The 21,136-nt window shown below is 42.5% G+C and carries 17 protein-coding genes, 2 tRNA genes and 5 pseudogenes; 8 read left to right on the forward strand and 16 right to left on the reverse strand.

Annotated elements, in window-relative coordinates:
- From F972_RS04195 to F972_RS04210, 4 genes are all read right to left on the reverse strand, one after another.
- Positions 1-77 (reverse strand) — tRNA-Asp (locus F972_RS04195).
- A 23-nt stretch (positions 78-100) separates the two neighbouring features.
- Positions 101-176 (reverse strand) — tRNA-Val (locus F972_RS04200).
- A gap of 151 nt (positions 177-327) precedes the next feature.
- On the reverse strand, positions 328-849 hold the full coding sequence (gene elsL / locus F972_RS04205) for a cell wall-recycling L,D-carboxypeptidase ElsL (protein ID WP_004681644.1): 522 nt from the start codon (positions 847-849) through the stop codon (positions 328-330).
- Positions 850-1,296: 447 nt separating this feature from the next.
- Positions 1,297-1,662, reverse strand: a complete 366-nt coding sequence (locus tag F972_RS04210; RefSeq protein WP_004681645.1) for a YbaN family protein — start codon at positions 1,660-1,662, stop codon at positions 1,297-1,299.
- 99 nt (positions 1,663-1,761) lie between these two features.
- On the opposite strand from F972_RS04210, the gene F972_RS04215 reads away from it, so the two are divergent.
- The 3 genes from F972_RS04215 (at position 1,762) to dapE (ending at position 4,129) form a co-directional block, all read left to right on the forward strand.
- Positions 1,762-2,631 carry a DUF1853 family protein gene (locus F972_RS04215; protein ID WP_004681648.1) on the forward strand — a complete coding sequence of 290 codons (870 nt, stop codon included), beginning with the start codon at positions 1,762-1,764 and terminating at the stop codon, positions 2,629-2,631.
- A 95-nt stretch (positions 2,632-2,726) separates the two neighbouring features.
- The gene (locus F972_RS04220) at positions 2,727-2,870 is read left to right on the forward strand and encodes an entericidin A/B family lipoprotein (RefSeq protein ID WP_026040097.1); all 144 of its coding nucleotides are present in this window, start codon (positions 2,727-2,729) and stop codon (positions 2,868-2,870) included.
- Positions 2,871-2,995: 125 nt separating this feature from the next.
- On the forward strand, positions 2,996-4,129 hold the full coding sequence (gene dapE / locus F972_RS04225) for a succinyl-diaminopimelate desuccinylase (RefSeq protein ID WP_004681650.1): 1,134 nt from the start codon (positions 2,996-2,998) through the stop codon (positions 4,127-4,129).
- Between the two features lie 48 nt (positions 4,130-4,177).
- Here dapE and F972_RS04230 read toward each other — a convergent pair whose 3' ends face one another.
- From F972_RS04230 to pilG, 7 genes and pseudogenes are all read right to left on the reverse strand, one after another.
- Positions 4,178-4,633: a hypothetical protein gene (locus tag F972_RS04230; protein ID WP_004681653.1), complete on the reverse strand. Its 456-nt coding sequence runs from the start codon at positions 4,631-4,633 to the stop codon at positions 4,178-4,180.
- 13 nt (positions 4,634-4,646) lie between these two features.
- Positions 4,647-9,137, reverse strand: a complete 4,491-nt coding sequence (locus tag F972_RS04235) for an Hpt domain-containing protein (RefSeq protein ID WP_416201949.1) — start codon at positions 9,135-9,137, stop codon at positions 4,647-4,649.
- Positions 9,138-9,179: 42 nt separating this feature from the next.
- A pseudogene (locus tag F972_RS16535) lies at positions 9,180-9,710 on the reverse strand (Hpt domain-containing protein); the annotation flags it as partial.
- 152 nt (positions 9,711-9,862) lie between these two features.
- Positions 9,863-11,944: a methyl-accepting chemotaxis protein gene (locus tag F972_RS04240; protein ID WP_004681656.1), complete on the reverse strand. Its 2,082-nt coding sequence runs from the start codon at positions 11,942-11,944 to the stop codon at positions 9,863-9,865.
- A gap of 46 nt (positions 11,945-11,990) precedes the next feature.
- Positions 11,991-12,527: a chemotaxis protein CheW gene (locus tag F972_RS04245; protein ID WP_004681658.1), complete on the reverse strand. Its 537-nt coding sequence runs from the start codon at positions 12,525-12,527 to the stop codon at positions 11,991-11,993.
- Positions 12,528-12,566: 39 nt separating this feature from the next.
- Positions 12,567-12,929 (reverse strand): response regulator, encoded by a 363-nt coding sequence (locus tag F972_RS04250; protein ID WP_004664659.1) that lies wholly within the window; start codon positions 12,927-12,929, stop codon positions 12,567-12,569.
- Between the two features lie 18 nt (positions 12,930-12,947).
- Complete coding sequence (gene pilG / locus F972_RS04255; RefSeq protein ID WP_004678261.1) at positions 12,948-13,331, reverse strand: twitching motility response regulator PilG; 384 nt, start codon at positions 13,329-13,331, stop codon at positions 12,948-12,950.
- A 279-nt stretch (positions 13,332-13,610) separates the two neighbouring features.
- Here pilG and F972_RS04260 point away from each other — a divergent pair, with 279 nt between their 5' ends.
- A complete protein-coding gene (locus F972_RS04260; protein WP_004681661.1) occupies positions 13,611-14,282 on the forward strand; it encodes a hypothetical protein in 672 nt (223 codons plus the stop codon).
- 189 nt (positions 14,283-14,471) lie between these two features.
- Positions 14,472-16,187, forward strand: a complete 1,716-nt coding sequence (locus tag F972_RS04265; protein WP_004764063.1) for a proline--tRNA ligase — start codon at positions 14,472-14,474, stop codon at positions 16,185-16,187.
- 53 nt (positions 16,188-16,240) lie between these two features.
- Here F972_RS04265 and F972_RS04270 read toward each other — a convergent pair whose 3' ends face one another.
- The 3 genes and pseudogenes from F972_RS04270 to F972_RS16000 form a co-directional block, all read right to left on the reverse strand.
- On the reverse strand, positions 16,241-16,576 hold the full coding sequence (locus F972_RS04270) for a YegP family protein (protein ID WP_004764065.1): 336 nt from the start codon (positions 16,574-16,576) through the stop codon (positions 16,241-16,243).
- Positions 16,577-16,739: 163 nt separating this feature from the next.
- Positions 16,740-17,084, reverse strand: coding sequence for a zinc ribbon domain-containing protein YjdM (locus tag F972_RS04275; protein ID WP_004681663.1), 345 nt, complete (start codon positions 17,082-17,084; stop codon positions 16,740-16,742).
- Between the two features lie 173 nt (positions 17,085-17,257).
- Positions 17,258-17,356 (reverse strand): annotated as a pseudogene (locus F972_RS16000) (hypothetical protein); the annotation flags it as partial.
- Positions 17,357-17,545: 189 nt separating this feature from the next.
- Here F972_RS16000 and F972_RS04280 point away from each other — a divergent pair.
- From F972_RS04280 to F972_RS04290, 3 genes and pseudogenes are all read left to right on the forward strand, one after another.
- Positions 17,546-18,268 (forward strand): CAF17-like 4Fe-4S cluster assembly/insertion protein YgfZ, encoded by a 723-nt coding sequence (locus tag F972_RS04280; RefSeq protein ID WP_004760855.1) that lies wholly within the window; start codon positions 17,546-17,548, stop codon positions 18,266-18,268.
- A 55-nt stretch (positions 18,269-18,323) separates the two neighbouring features.
- Positions 18,324-18,845: pseudogene (locus tag F972_RS04285) on the forward strand (DsbC family protein); the annotation flags it as partial.
- Between the two features lie 244 nt (positions 18,846-19,089).
- Positions 19,090-19,896, forward strand: a complete 807-nt coding sequence (locus F972_RS04290) for a tetratricopeptide repeat protein (RefSeq protein ID WP_004764072.1) — start codon at positions 19,090-19,092, stop codon at positions 19,894-19,896.
- Between the two features lie 180 nt (positions 19,897-20,076).
- On the opposite strand, the pseudogene F972_RS04295 reads toward F972_RS04290, so the two are convergent.
- Positions 20,077-20,910, reverse strand: a pseudogene (locus F972_RS04295) (TonB-dependent receptor domain-containing protein); the annotation flags it as partial.
- 18 nt (positions 20,911-20,928) lie between these two features.
- Positions 20,929-21,136: pseudogene (locus F972_RS04300) on the reverse strand (IS4 family transposase); the annotation flags it as partial.

The raw sequence follows: 21,136 nt of genomic DNA on the forward strand, positions 1-21,136 counted from the left end.
TGGCGCAGCGGACGGGGCTCGAACCCGCGACCCTCGGCGTGACAGGCCGATATTCTAACCAACTGAACTACCGCTGCACTTGAGTTTTAACGTAAAGGCTTGGTGGGCGCTGACGGGATCGAACCGCCGACATTCTGCTTGTAAGGCAGACGCTCTACCAACTGAGCTAAGCGCCCTTAACGTCTTCATCGTTTGTGAGGTGCATTATAGAGAATCTTCACAGCCTGTCAAACGCTTTTCATGCTCTTTTCGGAAAAAACCGTGTGAATGATTAAAAAATAGGTCATTCTTGATAAAACACAGGATTTTCGTATTTTATTTAGGCACTTATTTACAATCTGGCTGCTTATTTTCCAATGTCTGTTCTGAAATATAGACCAGTGCATGTTCAGGAACAAGCCCGAAAAGCTCGATAATTTCATCATTCTTCATTCGGATACAGCCATGAGACATCGGAATGCCCATCGGTTCCGTATCAGGTGTCCCATGGATGTAGATATATCGTTTAAAGGTATCACAACCCTCCCCCTGATTAAAACCAGCCTCCAAACCATCCAGCCACAAAATTCGCGATAAAATCCAGTCCCTTTGTGGAAACTGTTGTGCAAGCTGTTGATTGTAAATTTCGCCTGTAGGCTGGCGCGCAATAAAGACTGAATATTTTGCAGCGTCATGACCGATCTTTTGGGCAACACGATGCCAGCCTCTTGGGGTTTTACCACTGTTTTCCTGTTCACCAATTCCATTCTTGCCAGAGGAAATCAGATAAAACTTGTTATGTTTCGGCAATCGTAAAGTTTGTTGCGCCAAATCAATCAATATGTCTGCCTGTTCCAATGTATAGGACATTTTCTATCTCTAAATATTTCGGTCTTGCTGATTTATTTGAACATAAAAATGCTGTGCTTTGTGTAATTTTGATTTTTAGAACTTATAGGAGGCTGACCCAATGATTTAGGAAAATGGTGTTCTTTTTGAATCTGCTTTATATATACAAAATATATTCTGCAAGAGCTTCGCTTTTTTAACTTGCCACTCGCAGCATAACTGCTCGCCTTGTTGCGGAGCTTTAATCGCCCCTCAGGGCAAAGCGCTGCTTGGCTTACCCCGCCACTCAAGCGTAGCTCTCGTCTTGCGCCGCTAAAAAAGCTTTGCTTTTTTTAACTTGCCACTTGCAGCATAGCTGCTCGTCTTCTTGCGGAGCTTTAATCGCCCCTCAGGGCAAAGCGATGCTTTGCTTATCCTCGCCACTTGAGCGTAGCTCTCGTCTTGCGCAGCTAAAAAGCTTCGCTTTTTTTAACGCTGCTCAGGTTCAGGACGTAGCCATAACCAGATCGCCACAATCAACATGGTAACATCAGTAAATATCTTGACCCAGAACGGCGCATTGGTAAACAGCATTAAAATCCCACTGAACAGCATCATGATACTGGCAATCCACTTGGCCTTGCGTGGTACAGTCCCATTTTCACGCCAGTTACGCAGTGTGGGACCATATTTGGGATGGTTCAGTAACCATGCATCCATTTGCGGCCAGCCTTTTGATGCCGCCCATGCTGCCAGAATCAGGAAAACTGTTGTTGGCATACCAGGTAGAATTGCTCCAATAATTCCCAATGTGATAAAAATCACCACCAAGCTACGCCAGAACAATGTTTTCATTTAGTAATTAACCGACACGTCAATACAACCGTGCTAGTATAAAGTGTTTTTATTGTTGTTTATCAAACTGAACTTATTATTTCTCGATGATGGGTGACTATGCCTGAGAAGATTGATTCACCCAGCTTTTTTGAACCGTGGTTACAGTTTAAGCAGCCTATTGTTCGGCAGTTGGCCTTTTGCATTGCCAGTCCCAATATCCTGACCAAAATACCCGATGATTTAAAAATTGAAAATTATTTTGAACTTCATTCCAATACCGTTTGGCAAGAGCACTATCAAGCTTATGAGGTGCGGTTGCAACAGTTGGATCAGCAACCTCAACCCTTAATTGAATTTATGGCACGCCTGAAAAGTACCCGTTTAGGTTTGCGTTTTGAATATCTGCTCTGGTTCTGGCTACAGGATGATGATTATCACCCCTACCAGTTATTAGGCCACAGCATCCAGAAAATTGCGGGGGCAGTCACCCTGGGTGAGCTTGATTTCCTGTTACTCAACAAACAGACCCAGGAAATCGAGCATTGGGAAGTCGCATTGAAATATTATTTGGGTGAGAACGAACTCAATTTATCTGAATGGTTCGGTCTAAATCGGCAAGATACCCTACAGCGAAAACTACGGCACTTTACCCAACGCCAGTTTCAGTTTTCCGAGACCAGCCAGTACACAATTCAGCGTAAATTTGCAGTCATGAAAGGACAACTGTATTTACCAGAACATCATTACGCATCATCTATTCCAGAATGGATCAACACATCCAGACGTTTAGGTCAATGGGGAACGATAATCCCTGTACTACCCTACTATCGCCTACAACGGCATGAATGGATTTGCCCTGATCAACATCCATCTACACAAACTGCTGAATGGTGGACCAATGGACTTTATCACAATGCAGACACTGAACCCATGTTTTATATGTTTCGTCAATCCGCCCTGTTATTTAGCTCAACCGCAAGTAAATAACATTTTATAACAAATCTACAATCAAACCATCATGTTCATTTTCCATTTATTTTTTTAGACTCTAATGACATCATAATTAAATTCACACGGAGAAGATGATGAAAAAAATTTTAGTTGCTTCTATCATGGCCGCTTTTGTATTAACTGGTTGTAACACCTTTAAGGGTTTTGGGCAGGATGTTTCCAAAGCAGGCGACAAAGTGACCCAAACTGCTGAAAAAACCCAGAATAAACTGTAGTTCCATAGAACAACGCTCACAAAACCTTATCTACAAACTAGATAAGGTTTATTTTTACATACCTTTCTCAGCAATATTCCCCTATTATATCGGTTCAGATTTCACCAGATTTAGCCACATCTCGCATGAACCATTCCGATACACTTGAACTCAGTTTACAACTCCTACGCCAACCCTCAGTCACGCCTATTGATCATGACTGCCAGAACATCATGGCTGAACGATTGGCCAAGGTGGGTTTTAAGATCGAAAACATGCGTTTTGAAGATGTTGATAATTTATGGGCCCGTCGTGGTACAGAAAGCCCTGTGTTCTGTTTTGCGGGGCATACTGATGTTGTTCCGACTGGACAATTGGATGCATGGAATTCAGACCCGTTTTTGCCTAGCATCCGTGATGGTAAATTATATGGCCGTGGTTCTGCCGACATGAAGACCGCCCTGGCCGCAATGGTGGTCGCCTCGGAGCGTTTTGTCACCAAGCATCCTAACCATAAGGGTTCGATTGCCTTTTTGATTACTTCCGATGAGGAAGGTCCATCCATCAATGGCACGGTTAAAGTTGTTGAAACCCTGGAAGAACGTAATGAGAAAATGACATGGTGTCTGGTTGGCGAGCCTTCAAGTACCCATCAACTTGGTGATATTGTCAAAAATGGCCGCCGTGGCTCTTTAAATGGGGTATTGACCGTACAAGGCAAGCAAGGCCATGTCGCCTACCCTCATCTTGCACAGAATCCAATTCATTTGGCAACCAAAGCACTGGATGAACTGTGTGCAACCACATGGGACAATGGTAACGAATATTTCCCCGCAACCTCATTCCAGATTTCAAATATCCATGCGGGAACAGGTGCAACCAATGTCATTCCAGGCACACTGGAGGTGACCTTTAATTTCCGTTACTCCACTGAAGTAACGGCCGAAATTCTCAAACAACGCGTCATTGAAACACTGGATAAACATCAACTGAATTACAGCATTGACTGGACATTGTCAGGTTTACCATTCCTCACCCCAGTGGGCGAATTGGTGAATGCGGCAAGAACAGCGATTAAAAATGTGACAGGCGTTGAAACTGAACTTTCAACCAGTGGTGGTACCTCTGATGGACGCTTCATTGCACCTACAGGCGCCCAGGTTCTGGAACTTGGGGTGTTAAATGCCACCATCCACCAAATCAATGAGCATGTCAATGTTGATGATCTGGAGCCTCTGGCTGAAATTTATGAACAAATTCTGGAAGAGCTTTTGACTTAATAAATTTTATAGTCATAAAAAAAGGAACTCTGATGAGTTCCTTTTTTATTAGAGACCAAGCTGGGTCTGGATATTTTGCAAATGGGGAACAAAAAATTGCTTTTCGCCCATCTTCACATACTTAAAGACCTTATTGTCATCCACGTCTCGCTCTTCATCTACAATTTCCGAAATACGTACACGGATGGATTCAGGCATTTCATTACAGACCAAGGCAAACCGCTCGGAGACATCATCACCCTCAATAACCAAGGCCACGCCCTGCTTCTCGTTCGGGTCATTCACCGCATAAACGGGAAGCTTTAGGTCATGCCATTCGATGTGGTCAACGTTGGTTTGGGTATCCATTGCTGACAACACGATATTTTGTGGCAACAGCATGGGAACCTTTTGATGGCACTGAATAATATAGGCATCAATGAATCCTGTTGATACCGTAATTAAGTGTTGTAACTCTTGCTGATCAATTTGCCCCAATGCCGAGTTTTCGCCTTTTTTAACCATTATTCATTACCCCTTAGCGCACTGTAAGTAAACTTTCAATATTTTCCAGAAGCGTTTCTTCCTGGAATGGTTTACCCATATATTGATTTACCCCCAGTGACAATGCACGTTCACGGTGCTTCTCGCCTGTACGTGATGTAATCATGATGATTGGCAAGTCGCGATGTATTTCATGGTGTCGAACAAGGTTGGTCACTTCGAAACCATCCATTCGTGGCATCTCAATATCAAGCAGCATCAAGTCTGGCTTGACTGTATCAAGCTGCTCAATTGCATCGACACCATCTTTGGCTGTCACCACATCATAGCCTTGACGTTCCAACAGACGTGACGTCACCTTACGTACAGTCACCGAGTCATCCACAATCATGATCAGGCGGCGCTCATCATAACGCTGTTTGGTATAGGTCTCATCCGCCTGCTTGCTACGTGCTGTTGACTGTGCCTGACGGGCAATATTCTGGCCATCCAGAATCAGACAGACCTGACCATCACCAAGGATGGTAGCACCCGCAATCACACCAATACTTGAGAATTGCTGACCAATCGGTTTTACCACAATCTGGCCACGCGAACCAATCAACTGGTCGACCAGTAATGCAGTGGTCTGCCCTTGAGCACCCTTAATCAGCAACACAGGTAAAGAGTGAACCACACCATTCAAACGTGGAATTGGTTGCCTCGCAACAAACTCGGACAGGTAACGCAGGCGATAGCGTTCCTGATCAATCTTGAAGTAGTCTTCCTGACTGTCAAAGTATTGCTCCAACGCCATTGGCGAGATACGCACAATACGGTCAATCTGTGCAAGTGGGAATGCGAATTGCTGATCACCCGCTTTCACCATCAAGGCGTCACTTACCGCCACGGTTGTTGGTACGCGGATGGTAAATGTGGTTCCCTTACCCAGAACGGAGCTGACACTCACGTGACCACCCAAGGCCTTGATATCGCTCTGTACAACGTCCAGACCGACACCACGGCCAGAAATCTGGGTCACCTGTGCAGCGGTACTGAAACCTGGATGGAAGATAAACTGTAAAACTTCTTCCTGATCAAGTTTTTGATCCGTGGTCATCAAACCTGTCTGAATCGCCTTGTCCTTGATTCGGTTGACATCAATCCCTTTACCATCATCACTGAATGTGACCACGATATCGGTACCCTGACGGCCAATGTCCAGAACAATATGCCCTGTTTCTGGTTTTTTAGCCTGTAAACGCTGCTCACGGTCTTCAATACCGTGGTCAATCGCGTTACGCAGCATGTGTTCAAATGGTGCAACCAGCCTTTCAAGAATACTGCGGTCCAATTCACCTTCGGTATTGTTCACCACCAATTGAGTTGGACGGTTCAGGGTGGAAGCCGTTTGGCGAACAATACGTTGTAAACGTGGTAACAAGCGTGAGAATGGCACCAGACGGGTACGCATCAGGCTTTCCTGAATTTCTGCCTGAATACGCGACTGCTGCAACAGTAGACCTTCAGTATCACGAATCTTCTCAGAAAGTGTGGTTTTAAAGTCAACCAAGTCCGAAGCGGATTCTGCAAGCGATTTTGACAACTGGTTCAACGATGAGTACTGGTCCATCTCCAACGGGTCAAAATCGGCATAACGGGAATTTTCTCCGCCATGTCGTGCAATGATCTGACTTTCCAGCTCACCTTCCATTCGGCGTAGCTGATCAGCCAGACGCTTGATTGCAAGTTCCATTTCCGTCAACGTACCACCCAGCTGGCCCAGGTCCATTTCAATACGTGAACGGTTGATCGCATTTTCCCCTGACAAGTCAATCATCTTCTCGATAACGTCAGCAGAAACACGAATCATTTCATTGTTCTGTTCAATGCGCTCTGTGGTTTCCCACTCACCCAACATGGATGGTGGTTCAGTACCATCACCCTGAACAAACTCCATAGTATATTCAGGCGTAAAGATGTCTGTTGCAGAGAATTTTTGAGGAAGCTGTGCCGCAACATCCACAAATTCCATCTTCTCCAGACTTTGTTTTAAACCATCAAAGTTGGCATATTGACGCTTAAAGATCGCATCATTGAGCCATGCCAGCGCAGTATTAAGCAGATTGTCATAAACGTTTGAGCTGAAATGATGCACACCAAACTGTTCAAAGGCGTTTTCCAGATGGTAGGCAATGATTGCAATCGCATCCATTTCCACCATGCGTGCGCCACCTTTCAAGCTGTGGGCATTACGCTGGAGCTGTAACAGCAAACTACGGTTACCGCGCTGGTCAAACCACTGTTTCAACAAGCCCTGAGCCTGTTCAAGCAGTTCTTCAGCTTCCTCAAGGAATGTCTGTTCCACTAGTGAACGAACATCATCTTCGAGAGAGTGTTCAGAATTTTCCACAGTTTGAAGAGAGGAGGTATCTTCAACCTGTTCTTCTATATCATTGCCACTCAGCTCATCTGCCGCAAGACTTGGTTCTTCAGAAACTTCTTCTTCAACAAGTTGCAACACTTCCAGTCCACTGCTCTCATCTTGATCAGAAAGTGCGGTGATTTCAGTTGCAGGCTCGCTTACAACCAGATCAGCCGAGTGATCCGCTTGTTGAAGTAGCTGTACCACATGCGTTGATGGATAATCGATTTGCTGGTCGCGAATGGTTTGAATACGATCCGCAATATCATCCTGTACCAGACGAATCAAGGCAATCAGCTGTGGTGTTACCTGAATCTGCTGGTTAATCAGCTTCTCGTAAATTGTTTCCAGCTCATGTGCAATCAGGCCGATATGACGCGCCTGAATCATATTTGAACCACCTTTTAGGGTGTGCAAATAACGCATCAGGTTTTTCAGGGCACCCACATTCTGATAGTCTGCTGCCCAAGTACTGAGGTCAGCATCAATTCCCACCAGCAACTCATCTGCCTCTTCAAGGAAGATATCCAACAGGTCAGGATCAAAGTCACTGTTTGATTCGGCTGACTGCAATTGCTTCTTATCGAGTCCAAGCTGGGCTGCCAATACCGTAACATCAACTGCGGTATGTGGAGATTCTGTCTGAACAGGGAGATTAGAAACAGCTTTCTCTTCTTCCACACCAACTGAATCAATCTCTTCATCTGTCTCTTCAAGCTGTTTAACCGCCACAGGTTTGGCTTCGAATGTACCCGTCATCTGATCAAGGTTTGCCAGAACCTGCAAGACATGAGCCGATGGGTAGTCAACCTGCTGGTCGCGAATCGTTTGAATACGATCTGCAATATCATCCTGAACTGAACGAATCACGGTGATAAGCTGTGGTGTTGCCTGTATCTGCTGGTTAATCAGCTTCTCGTAAATTGTTTCCAGCTCATGTGCAATCAGGCCGATATGACGCGCCTGAATCATATTTGAACCACCTTTTAGGGTGTGCAAATAACGCATCAGGTTTTTCAGGGCACCCACATTCTGATAGTCTGCTGCCCAAGTACTGAGGTCAGCATCAATTCCCACCAGTAACTCATCTGCCTCTTCAAGGAAGATATCCAACAGGTCAGGATCGAAGTCACTATTTGCCTCATCTGACTGTAACTGTTGCTTGTCCAGCGCAAACTGTGCTGACAGGTCTGCAATATCAAGACCAGACGCAGAATCTTGGACTGTTTCAGGTACAGTATCCATAACGTCTGTGGATGTTTGTTCCAAGAAGTCAATATTCTGCTGGGTAAATAAACTTAATTCATTCAGGACACTTTCATGTGTCTTGGTTAAGGTGACACGCTGTCCAGCAGCCAAGGTATCGAACAACTGAATAAACTGTTGATGCACCTGATGATACAGCTCAAACGCATAATCAAGATTCAACAGACTCGGTTTAAAAATCAGGTCCTGATAGCTTGAACGCAATAGGCTGGTATATTGATACATCCCAATCGTGGCATGATGATGCGTATGCTGTAACAGAATTTCCGCCTGATGACTTAACAGCTGGATATATTGAGGAAATTCATTTCGGGCACGTTTTTCAAAATCAAATTCCACATCCAGTAAATCATTAATATTTAATTCTAGTAATTCAGAAACCAGCCCCTGTGGTCGTATTGCCTCACCATGTTTTTCTTCTAGCTGGAAGTCATAGCTATCCCATGCCACATTGAATGTGTCATAAATCTCATCCAGTTTCTGTTTCGCGCCCTGCTGCCTTAAGGTATGCAGGTAATCGCGGACAAACTGGGCGTAATGGGTGAGCAATGCGGTTTCATCAGAACTGGAATCCAGTTCATCCTGCAACAAGGTCTTAAACAGGTTTTCAACTTTAGCACTTGCTTCAAATACCTGATCCACATGCGCCATTGAGGAACTACCACGAAGGGTATGTAAAGCCCTGATCAAGGTATTGTAGTGATCATTATTTGGACGTTCGTTCAACAGGAACTGATCAATGGCCCTAAGATGATCTTCTGACTCCTCCAGGAAGATGGCCAAGGTTTCCTTGGCAAGCACTTCATCCTGCTCAGTTTCAATAGTCGCCAAGACAGGCTCAATATCCTGTTGCACCTGATCAGCCGCAATTGTGTCATCAATGGCATCCTCAACACCATCAATCAGCTCAAGACCCGTCTGAACATCATCATGTGTTAAAGTATTTGCAAGGTTTAATAGCTCATAAAGTGCAGGCTCTGGGCTTTGCTGTTGTTGTAATTGCTGCCCCAATAAAACCAGTGGTTTTAGATCAATCAAATGTTTTTGAACCACTTTAAAATCATGTACAAGCCTAAAACGGTAAATATTGAAAACCGCCTGAACATAGCGTTGAATTTCCGTGTTCAGGGAAACCGTTCCTGAAATAACACGGTTTAAAGTGTCTTCAACCGTCCAGGCCAACTCACCAGAGGATTTCGCACCCACCATTCTCCCTGAACCCTTGAGGGTATGGAAGTGGCGGCGCACATCTGTAAGTACATCCTGTTGATGAGGTTGTTCCATCCATTTAACCAATAAAGGTTCTAATTCAGCAAAGATTTCATCCAATTCTTCAATAAAAATCTCAAGAATCTCGGCATCTTGTTCAAGATAGCTATCTTCAGGAAGCGTCATCGTTTCAACTAACGTTTTTAATATTTGTTTCATAGCTGCTTCTTTCGTTTTTATCCACCAGTTGTGGGTAAAAATTACGTGTATCTATCACACAAGATGTCGTTGCATTCCACCACCACCTTGTTGAGATATTCTACATCTCTAAATAGGAAAGACAGCGCCCCACTCTGTCTTTCCTATGCTGCTTACTCAGGTAACTTAAAGTCAGTTACTGATTCACGTAATGATTCAGCCATGTTCGCCAGTTCAGAAACCGAACGTGCTGCATCAAACGTTGCTGTGGTGGTTTGTGAGGTAATTTCCTGTACAACATTCATCGTGGTTGCAATATGACTTGCTGATGCAGACTGAAGTTTCGCTGCATCAGAAATGCTCGCAATCAGTTTTGCCAAGTCACCTGATACCGTTTGAATCTCATCCAGTGCAATACCCGCATCTTTTGCCAGGTTGGCACCACGCACGACCTCGGAAGTCGTTTGTTCCATTGAAATAACGGCTTCGTTGGTATCAGTTTGAATGGTTTTTACCAGTCCTTCAATCTGTTTGGTCGCTGACGCTGAACGTTCCGCTAGACGCTGTACCTCATCGGCTACAACCGCGAAACCACGGCCCGCTTCACCAGCCATAGATGCCTGAATTGCAGCGTTTAAAGCCAGAATGTTCGTCTGGTCGGCAATATCGTTGATCAGAGAAACGATGTTACCAATTTCCTGAGAAGACTCACCCAAACGTTTAATACGTTTTGATGTTTCCTGAATCTGCTCACGAATGTGGTCCATCCCCTCAATCGAACGGTTTACAACTTCCGCACCATTTGATGCAATTTGTACAGAACGCTGTGCCACCTCAGCAGACTCAGATGCGTTTGCAGATACCTGATCAATGGACAATGCCATTTCATTCATCGCCGCTGACGCACCTGCAATTTCTTGCGCCTGATGTTCAGATGCTTCTGCCAACTGGTTAGTAATATCCTGGGTCTTCTGGGTATAGCGTGCAACCTCCTGTGAAGTATCCGTGATTCGGGATACAAGGTCACGCAACTGGTCAATCGCGAAGTTAATCGAATCCGCAATTGCGCCTGTGAAGTCTTCCGATACCGTTGCATAAGAACGCAAGTCACCGTCCGCCAAATCGGCGATTTCATCCAGTAAACGTAAAATCGCGTTTTGGTTACGGTCATATTCATCTTGCAGACGCATTACACGCTCTTTATCCGTATTACTACGTAGAGCAAGTAATTGCAGTGCAGAGAACACCAGTAAGCCCAATGCGGCAATTAACACGATACCTGCAATAACATTACCCCAGCCACTCTCAGCTTTTTTCGACAAGTCATTCAATGAAGTCAATAAGGCATCAGATTGAGAGAAGATTTGTGAAGATGCCTGACGTACACGAACAATCTGGTTCGCGTTTTGTAGAACCGTTGCCGCCGCTGATTTCAAGACAGCGTCATAGTCAGACTTAATACTTTCTAGAGACTCACGTAGATCTGGTGAGGTGATACGGTCAACGCCCAGCTCAGAGCTACCATTGAGCTGTGCATTGAGGTAAACACCAAAGGTTTCAATATCCGCCCCAAAGTCATTCGCAGAAACATTCGAATTATCTGTACCCACCAATACCGAGTTGATTGAGCGTAAAATACGCTCTGCGATGAACACCTGGTTTTTCGTGATAATTACCTGGCTACTTGGCATGTTTTCACGAACCATCTGGTCAACCATCAGGTTATATTCAGCCTGAATTTCGGGAATCGTTTCACTGATCGAGATGTTAGTATCATAAAGCTGGTTAATGATTTTTTGTTGAGATGCGATTAGATCAATGTTCTTGGAAACATTCTCCCAAAGCTCGTTAACCTTTTTATACTCATCAGAACCTTTACCATAGACACTTTCAACGGTTTCAAGGTTTTCAGCAAACTGCTTCTTCGACTCAACCAGACTTTTCATCGCTTCTGGTGTACCAGATGCGGTTGCTTCCGTTGCCTGACGCGAGATCATTTGCGACAACAGACGCAATTCACCCAGACTACGAGTCAATTGGTTGGAACGTGGTACGCTCACAAATAGGTAAATTAAGAGGATGACTGCAAGGGCCAAAGCAATTAAAGCACGATAGATAATCGGTTTGGATTTTTCTGTTTCACCGAACAAACGGGAAAATTGATCCAGTTGCGTTCGGATATTTTCCAGAAACGCTCCGCCTTTCTTCAAACCAGCGCTATCGCCACCATTTTTCTTTTTGAGTTTAAAGCCCATATCAGCTTCTCCCCTGAATACGCGTTTATCTTCCGTAGCGTACAAATTAGTTTATAAATTTTATTGATGCATTCATGTATTGAGGATTTTTCAACAACCGACTCAGTAAAAACACATGCCACTGCTGATTATGCTGGTGAAAGTAACCCTGACAGTAGTCTTTTAACTTACTGTCGAGTTCAGCATTTTGAGAAAAGAAACTTTTCTTGTTAAAGTGCTGAATCCCCAGAACCTGGTCAACAACCAGTCCTACATAATGATCTTGATGGCTAATACATATCACTTTTTGTGTTGGTGAAAACTGACTCCGTTGTCCTGAAATAAACTGACTTAAATCAGAAACTGAAAGCAATCGCCCACGAATATTTGCCAAGCCACGTACCCATGCCTGAGTATTTGGAACAGGGGTATATTTCGGTGGATAGATCACCTCCGAAATTTCCCCCAATGGTGCAACAAAATATTGCCCTAACATCTCAAAAGCGATACCAGACCATCGGCTGACTTCATTCTGAGTTGAAGCATATTGTTTATTGCCCCGCTTGGATAAGCGAAGCAATTCGATAAATCCATTTGCTGCCATACCCTATCCCGTATTGAGTAATGAAAAGGCTCGTATTGGTTAACTTAACAGTTGTTTAATCACATCGATAAGTTGCTGTTCATCAATCGGCTTGGTCAAATAGTCGCAAGCCCCCTGACGTTTACCCCATACGCGGTCTGTCGCCTGGTCTTTCGTACTTACGATCACAACAGGGATATGCTGTGTGTCTTTACCCTTGCTAATCTGGCGTGTTGCCTGAAATCCATTCATTCCAGGCATCACCACATCCATAAGGACCAAATCTGGCAACTCTGCCTGCGCCATGGTAACACCATCCGCCCCATTGGTCGCTTCTAAAACTTCATAACCGTGCTTAGTTAAAATTTCTCTAAAACGAAATGTTTCAGTAGGTGAATCATCTACTATAAGAATACGAGCCATTTTTTCCTCAATCTAATTTTATGCGCTAACGTGGTTACGAATCGCAGTTAACAGCTCATCTTTACTGAATGGCTTAGTTAAATATTCATCCGACCCCACAACACGCCCTTTAGCCTGATCAAACAAACCGTCTTTGCTTGACAACATAATCACTGGAATATTTTGGTAGTTTAAAGAGTTCTTAATCAATGCACAGGTCTGATAACCATCCAGGCGTGGCATCATGATATCAACGAAAATGATATCTGGATTTGCTTCCGCAATTTTTGATAATGCTTCAAAACCATCTACCGCCGTAATGACCTCACAGCCTTCACGTTGCAACAAAGTCTCCGCTGTACGGCGAATCGTTTTTGAATCGTCAATCACCATTACTTTCAAATTTTGAAATTTATCTTCCATATAATTGTCCTGCCCCATCACTCAATACAAATTATGTTTGGTTTAATTTGTTTTATACAGATTATTTGATATTTTTAACATATCTTTACTTGCATTATCAACGAAGCTTTTTGAACCAACTTATCAGTTTTCCCTAATAATAACAAATAGCGCACACTTTTGAACAAATTCCTAAATTTTTTGTATACTAACTATTTTTAATTGTATAAATAGCTACTAATATACAAGTGATTATTATTTAAGAATAAGTGATTTAATTAACTTTTTACGGGGAATGTAATGACTGGTTCGTTAAAGTGCGGTTTCCGCATTGGTCACTTTACAACGATAACTCGTAATTGCATTTGTGCATTGGTTTTAATGTTTCTTTTTTATGGCTCAAGTTTTGCGGCCACAGAGCAACCTCGGGCAGTCTGGTATCGCTACTATGACAAGAATGGCATTGCCAATGTAAGCAGCTCGGTCACTCCAGAACATATCCGTTATGGCTATGAGGCGCTTGACCGCAACATGCAGGTGATCAAGCGCAACCAGCCCTATAATGCCACCCAGGATATTCAACAGTCCACACGCCGCGAATCATTGGCACGTCAGCGCGAACAGGACTTAAAACTTAAACGCGCTTATGGCAACAGCAAGATCGCGACTGCAAAAAGGGACCTGATTCTGGCCAACCTGAAGAAACAGTTGAATTATCAACAACAGCAATTGCAACAACTACAACAGGACAAGATCAGCTTTAAACGTCAGGAAATGGAATATTACCGTAAAGGTGAACCCCTCCCCCCCCAGCTCAAAAACAATTTAGAAAATAACATTAAGAATATTGAGCGCGTGAAAAAAACGGTGGAAAGCTTAAGGAATGCCTACAGCAGAACAGAGATAGAATATGCTGACATTATTAATCGCCTTAGTAAATTTGAACAGAATAACCCCTCCAATATCCCATAACCCCCCTATTCAGCACTTTTTTATTTTCAGATCCTTAATTTTCTTTTTATCATCCTGATCGAATTGCCTCACTTTACTTTTCCCGAAATTCCATGATTCATGGCATAATGCCAAAACTTACAAGTGGAGAGATCTTTTCCGCCACTGTTGCAGCTTTTTCCAATCACACTTAACTTTAGGATTGTTTCCATGCGCGCAAGCCGCTTTTTATTTGCAACGTTAAGAGAAACCCCAAATGATGCTGAAGTCATTTCACACCAGCTCATGTTACGTGCGGGGATGATTCGTAAACTCGCTTCTGGCTTATACTCTTGGTTGCCCATGGGAACGCGTGTTTTAAAGAAAGTGGATGCTATTGTCCGTGAGGAAATGAATCGTTCGGGCGCTTTAGAAGTGTTTATGCCAGTGACCCAGCCTGCGGCGTTGTGGGAGGAGTCTGGACGCTTTGAACAGTATGGCCCAGAACTGTTACGCTTTAAAGATCGTCATGACAATCCTTTTGTACTGGGTCCAACGCACGAAGAAGTCATTACCGATTTGGCACGCAATGAGCTAAAAAGCTATAAGCAGTTGCCTGTCAATTTTTATCAGATTCAAACCAAGTTCCGTGATGAAATTCGCCCACGTTTTGGTGTGATGCGTTCCCGTGAATTCATCATGAAAGATGCTTATTCATTCCATGCAGATCAAGCTTCATTACAACAAACCTATGACGTGATGTACGACACTTACTGCCGTATCTTTACTCGTCTTGGTCTGGATTTCCGCCCTGTTGAAGCGGATACAGGCTCAATTGGCGGTTCAAGTTCGCATGAATTTCATGTACTGGCTTCAAGCGGTGAAGATGATGTGATCTTCTCAACTGAATCTGACTATGCAGCGAACATGGAAAAAGCCGAAGCCATTCTGGTCGGCGAACGTGCGGCACCAGCTCAAGCACTGGCGATTGTTGACACACCAAACCAGAAAACCATTGCAGAGGTTTGCCAGTTCCTGAACGCTGATGCCAAACAATCGGTTAAGGCTTTACTGGTTCAGGGTCAGGTTGATGAACATGGCAACACTCCTGTGATTGCCCTATTCCTGAGAGGCGATCATGAACTGAATGAAATTAAGGCCGAGAAACATCCACTCATTGCTGCTCCACTTAGCTTTGCCACTGAAGAGCAAATCAGTGCACTGGGATTGAAGACTGGTTTTATTGGTCCTCAAGGTTTACTGAAAAAAGGTTTAACCGTAATTGTGGATCGTGCGGCATCGGTATTGTCTGACTTTATTGCAGGTGCAAATGAAGCTGACAAACATGCCACAGGTGTCAACTGGCAACGCGATGCACATTTTACTGAAGTCTATGATCTGCGTAATGTGGTTGAGGGTGATCCATCCCCAGATGGTAAAGGTACACTACTCATCAAACGTGGTATTGAAGTGGGTCATATCTTCCAGTTAGGCACCAAATATTCTGAAGCGCTGGGCTGTAAAGTACTTGGTGAAGATGGCAAGCCATTTACAGTCACCATGGGTTGTTATGGTATTGGTGTGACCCGTGTGGTTGCCGCTGCCATTGAACAGAACTATGACGACAAGGGTATTATCTGGCCTCAGGCCATTGCACCTTTCGAAGTCGCAATTGTACCAATGAATGCGCATAAATCACCACGCACCTTAGAGGCTGCTGAGGCGCTTTATGCAGAGTTACTGGCACTGGGTTATGATGTGTTATTGGATGACCGTAATGAACGTCCAGGCGTGAAATTCTCTGACCTTGAACTGATAGGTATTCCTCACCGTATCGTTATCGGTGAGAAAGGTCTGGATGCAGGCACTTTTGAATACAAGGGTCGCCGTGATGCGGAAGCCAGCAACCTCAGCAAAGATGAGTTGCTTGCAAAATTAGCAGGTTGATAAAACCCTGCCATAATAAGAAAGCCGTTTCGATTTAAACGGCTTTTTTATACTTAGACAGTTAAGTCCTTGATTGTTTCTGATGGACCATTATTTTTAACGGATTCAATACCCTTATCTCGGGACTGCTCACTGGCATAAAATTGGCTATTACCAATGACCTGATGATTTGCCGCTTTCAAGTTAAAGTAAGGTTTACCATTTTTTGATGTCAGTCGTTCATAACGTGCATCATCTGGGCTATTTTTTTGCACTGAAGCAATTCCATTCATTGCGGCTGCCTTGGTTTTATATAGTTCACTGTTTAAAATGGGTTCACCATTCCCCGCCTTTAACACAAAACGATATTGACCATCACTTGCCTGGCTTAGCTCGAACCATCCTGCCATAAAAACCTCTATTTTTGAGTTATTTGTGTTCTTTATCTCATCTCAACAACAATAATAATATAGATCAGGCAACCCGCATTAAAAAAACTATTTTTTGTTCAATTTTGGTAACTTACACATATAAAAAAGGAGCATTTTTATGCTCCTCCATAAACCAATTGCATTAAGCTTTTTTGACAAACTCAGATTTCAGTTTCATGGCACCAATGCCATCAATCTTGCAGTCAATATTATGACCATCACTCGCATCAGTAATCAAACGGATGGTCTTTACTTTCGTACCAACTTTCACTACTGATGAGGAACCTTTAATTTTCAGGTCTTTAACCACTATGACACTGTCACCATCCGCCAACACATTACCATTGGCATCTTTAATAATTTCCTGTTGCTCTGATGCCTGCCCCTCACCCTGTTTCCACTCATGTGAACATTCAGGACAGATGAATAATTCTCCATCTTGATAAGTATATTCTGATTGGCATTGTGGGCAATTTGGAAAAGACATAAAAAATCTCAAAAGCATTATTATGCGAGATAGAATGCTTTTTGCAAAATTTTAGTTTTTATTATTTTTCATCACTCCAGAAAATTTATGTCACTAAAACGTTTATCAATCATTCATTTTATTCATCAGGCATTTCAGCTTCCACCAACAAGCCCAATAAATATAAGGATTCCTGCCATCCATTTCGCCAATGCATCTGGAACCAGGAAAGCTTTAAAGACACGCTCTGCTGGGGCCTTGAACACGCGATTTAATTTAACTGTACCTGTCATTTTTATTTTCCATCATTGTTGATCACTATTGTTATATTTGTCATCACCATGAATCAATCGTTGCGATAGCTTTGGTTGCCCATTCTGTCATAAATAAATAAGCAGAATCTAAAGCTGTTTTTTTGTGAAAAATAGCGCAAAATAAGCCCTTATATTGTAATGAACAGAACTTTGCTTTGGGATTGATTTATGAGTCAGCTTGCTTTTACTGCTTTTAGCTTAAATGGTGTAGATGCACAAAAATTTCTACAAGGTCAGGTGACTGTTCATGTTGAACGCCTGCCAGAAAATGAAAGTCGCTACACCGCTATTTGTGATTTAAAAGGGCGTATTCATTTTGGTGTGTGGATCAAAAGATTAAATCCAGAAAGTTTTGAACTGGTGACAACTCAGGATCAGGCAGAAGAGTTTTCCAGACATATTAAAAAGTTTGGTGCTTTCTCAAAAATGAAACTGGAAGAGGTTGGTCAAGTTTTTCCAAGTTTTATAGGCAACCATACCGAGTTTTCTTCAACAGAAACAGATATAAATGCATGGCAAATACAAGCCATTCAATCTGGACAGGCTTGGATTACCCAAGCAACTGAACATCTGTTCCAGCCCCAGGAACTGCGTCTGCATCAACGAGAGGGTGTGCATTTTGATAAAGGTTGTTATCTAGGACAGGAAATTGTAGCACGCCTATGGTTTAAGGCAAAACCTAAACACTGGTTGCATTTGATTCAAGGCAATGATGCTGTACCCGCTCCTGCAACCCAACTCAGTAAAGATGTAGAAGTCGTTAATAGTATCGCTTTTGAAGATGGTTATTTAGCTTTGGTGATTGCCAAACCGACCGCACTGGAAGAACTTCATTTAACCGTTTTAGATTTACCAGAAGCTTTAAATGGTGACGTGGCGAGGCCTCAATAATTTTTATGCGATAGGATTGCCCAAGATTCAAATGGGCGCTATTGTTCCATCATACTATCTGTTTATTGGTCAACTGGTCGATCCAAAAAACCAAAAAAATCTAACCGAAAAACGTTTAATTGAGTTCAATAAAATTGATGTTAAACAACTGCCATTAGAGCAAGCTATTCGATATGTTAAAGGTGATGTTAAACGTACACTCTATATATTTACAGATCCCGACTGCCCTTATTGTCAGAAACTGGAACAGTATATGACCGCCATTGATAATGTGACTGTCTATTTATTTCCGTTCCCATTAAAAACTCTACATCCTCAGGCAGAAGAAATTGCCAACAAAATCTGGTGTGCTAAAAACCAGTATGAAGCTTGGGAAGATTATATGCTACATCGCAAAGCTCCAAAAAATTCAGGACAATGTTCCACCCCAATTCAAAAGAATTTGATCTTGGGACAAAAACTACAAATTAACGGAACACCCACCCTATTTTTGAAAAATGGTGTCCGTATCGCTGGTATGCCACAAAATGCAGAACAGATTGAACAATTACTAAACTCAGGCAAGCAATCTAAATAAATGAATAAATTAACAGTAGACTGACTATTTCTACATGATGTATTCACATTTTTCTTTATCAGTATTTTGAAATAATTTATATATTTCAAAAAACTACAAAGCTAGAATATATTTACCCATAAATATTGACATACAAAATTTCCATTTACATTTTATGCCAAACTCTTAAACTTACTTGGGTCACAACATTGTTTTCTGCCAACAACAAAGGATTGCGGCAGATTTACATGAAAGGAAAGGAAAGATGAAAAAGTTGCTCATTGCCAACCTAATCATGGTTGCAAGCCATTCGGTATTTGCAGCAGACAATAAAACCTCAGCAGTTCCAGATGTCTTTGCAAAAGCCACTCAACTTTATGAAGCAAAGAATTATCCTGAAGCATTTCAGGAAATGCAGCGCCTAGCAAATACAGGCAATGCCCAGGCAATTTATAATGTGGGTTATATGACCCAAATCGGGCAAGGCACAGTGAAAGATGAAAAAAAAGCTTTGCAATATTATCAGGATGCCTCCAACAAAGGATTTGGTAAGGCCAGCTTTATCTTGGCACAAGCCTATCATAAAGGGAATTTAGGCCTCCCTAAAGATGCTCAAAAATACAAGGAATATTTAGATAAAGCATCTGTACAAGGTTCTGAGGAAGCCTCAGTTGAATTTGCAGATTTGTTGTTTAAACAGGGTAAACCTGAATATGACCAAATTGCAATTCAACGCTTACTGCCTTTGCTACGCAAGGATTATTACCCAGCACAAAATCTTAAAGCAATTTATGATCTTGGTATTGGTGTAAAAAATAAAAATCCAATTATGCAACAACAAGCGGTTGAGAGCCTAAAGGAGCTAGCGAAGAAAGGTTATGCACCATCACTGATGATATTAGGAAATATGTTGGCAAATGGTGGAATTCTTGATCAAAACCTCGAAGAAGCCAGAAATATTTTTGCACGCCTTGCTCAGGCAAATTATCCAAATGCCAAAGAATCATTAGCTCAGGTTGAAGAAGCGATTGCTGCCAAAAAAGCCGCTCCAGCTCAGCCACCTAAAAAATAAATAACCGAGCAGTATCTTATTTCAGGTACTGCTCGTTCTGCTAAAATTGCTTACTTACTCTCATCCCTACACTGAGCTTACGCCCATCAGCAGGTTCAAAAAATGGGCTATTCCCCTCATTAACGATGACTGAACCGATATAATTTTTATTAAACAGGTTATCTACCCGAGAAAAACCATGAATGTTGGTGTTTCAAAGCCTTTGGCATAACTTGCATAGATCAATGCCTGTGGCATGAATTGCCAACTTAAAGCAACGGATGGCAAGATTTCTTCATAAGTTGTTTTACCGCTATTATCACCATTTAGACCAACAATATAATGATCTTTGGATTTGTAATGTACGTTACTGTATCGTATCCCCGTATCTAAACGCATTTTGGGTAGAAATGACCATGGTGCTTGTAGATAAGGATCAATATTCCATAAATTATTTCGCTCATCTCGGCGCAAAGCACCCACAATCCCTTTATCACCCTGATCATTAAAATTTTGGAAACCCTGTCGATCTTCATTCATAGCATCTATAGAAACACCAGCGGTAAATTGGGTTTGAGGAAGTAAATCCTTACCCGTCCAGCGAAAATCAGTTCCATAGTAGCCACGTTTAAAATCAATCACCCCACCCGCCTGATAAGGTGTATTGGGATTTTTTTGAACTATATCAGGAATAGACTGATATTGAATGACTTGCCGCTGTCCGATATAAGCCATGGCATAAAATTCATGTTGATCATTGATTGGCTTTGACCATGTCACACCAGTCTGGATCTGATCAATTTTTTTACGCGCATTATAATCCAGGACATTTTTTGCAACTTGTTTGGGATTGTTCTCCCACTCTGCTCGAGTTAGTCCACCTGGATCAGCAGCATCAATATTGACGTAATTAGTGACCCAGTTAATCTTGCTGCCATCATCCAGATTCCATGTCAGTTTGGCATTATTTAAGGTTTTATTGGCACCGCTATGGTCACGGAAACCATCAGTATCAAAATAAGATGAACTAATGATCTCTGTACACGACAAATTTCACAGAACCCTTATCCTATCAGGATTCTGCTTTCTTAAAATTGCCAAAATTTCCTTAAACTCTTCTTTTTTCCCAAAACCAATTAAATGCTGAATCGCCATTTGAACATAGTCTAAACCATAGCGAAATAAACTCATTGAGAGTCGTCCATGCTTCTTTATTTTTATCGCTTTTTTTTGATTATGTTGCCATTCACCCGTTAAGTAA

Source organism: Acinetobacter sp. CIP 102529, assembly GCF_000368325.1.
Classification (GTDB): domain Bacteria; phylum Pseudomonadota; class Gammaproteobacteria; order Pseudomonadales; family Moraxellaceae; genus Acinetobacter; species Acinetobacter parvus.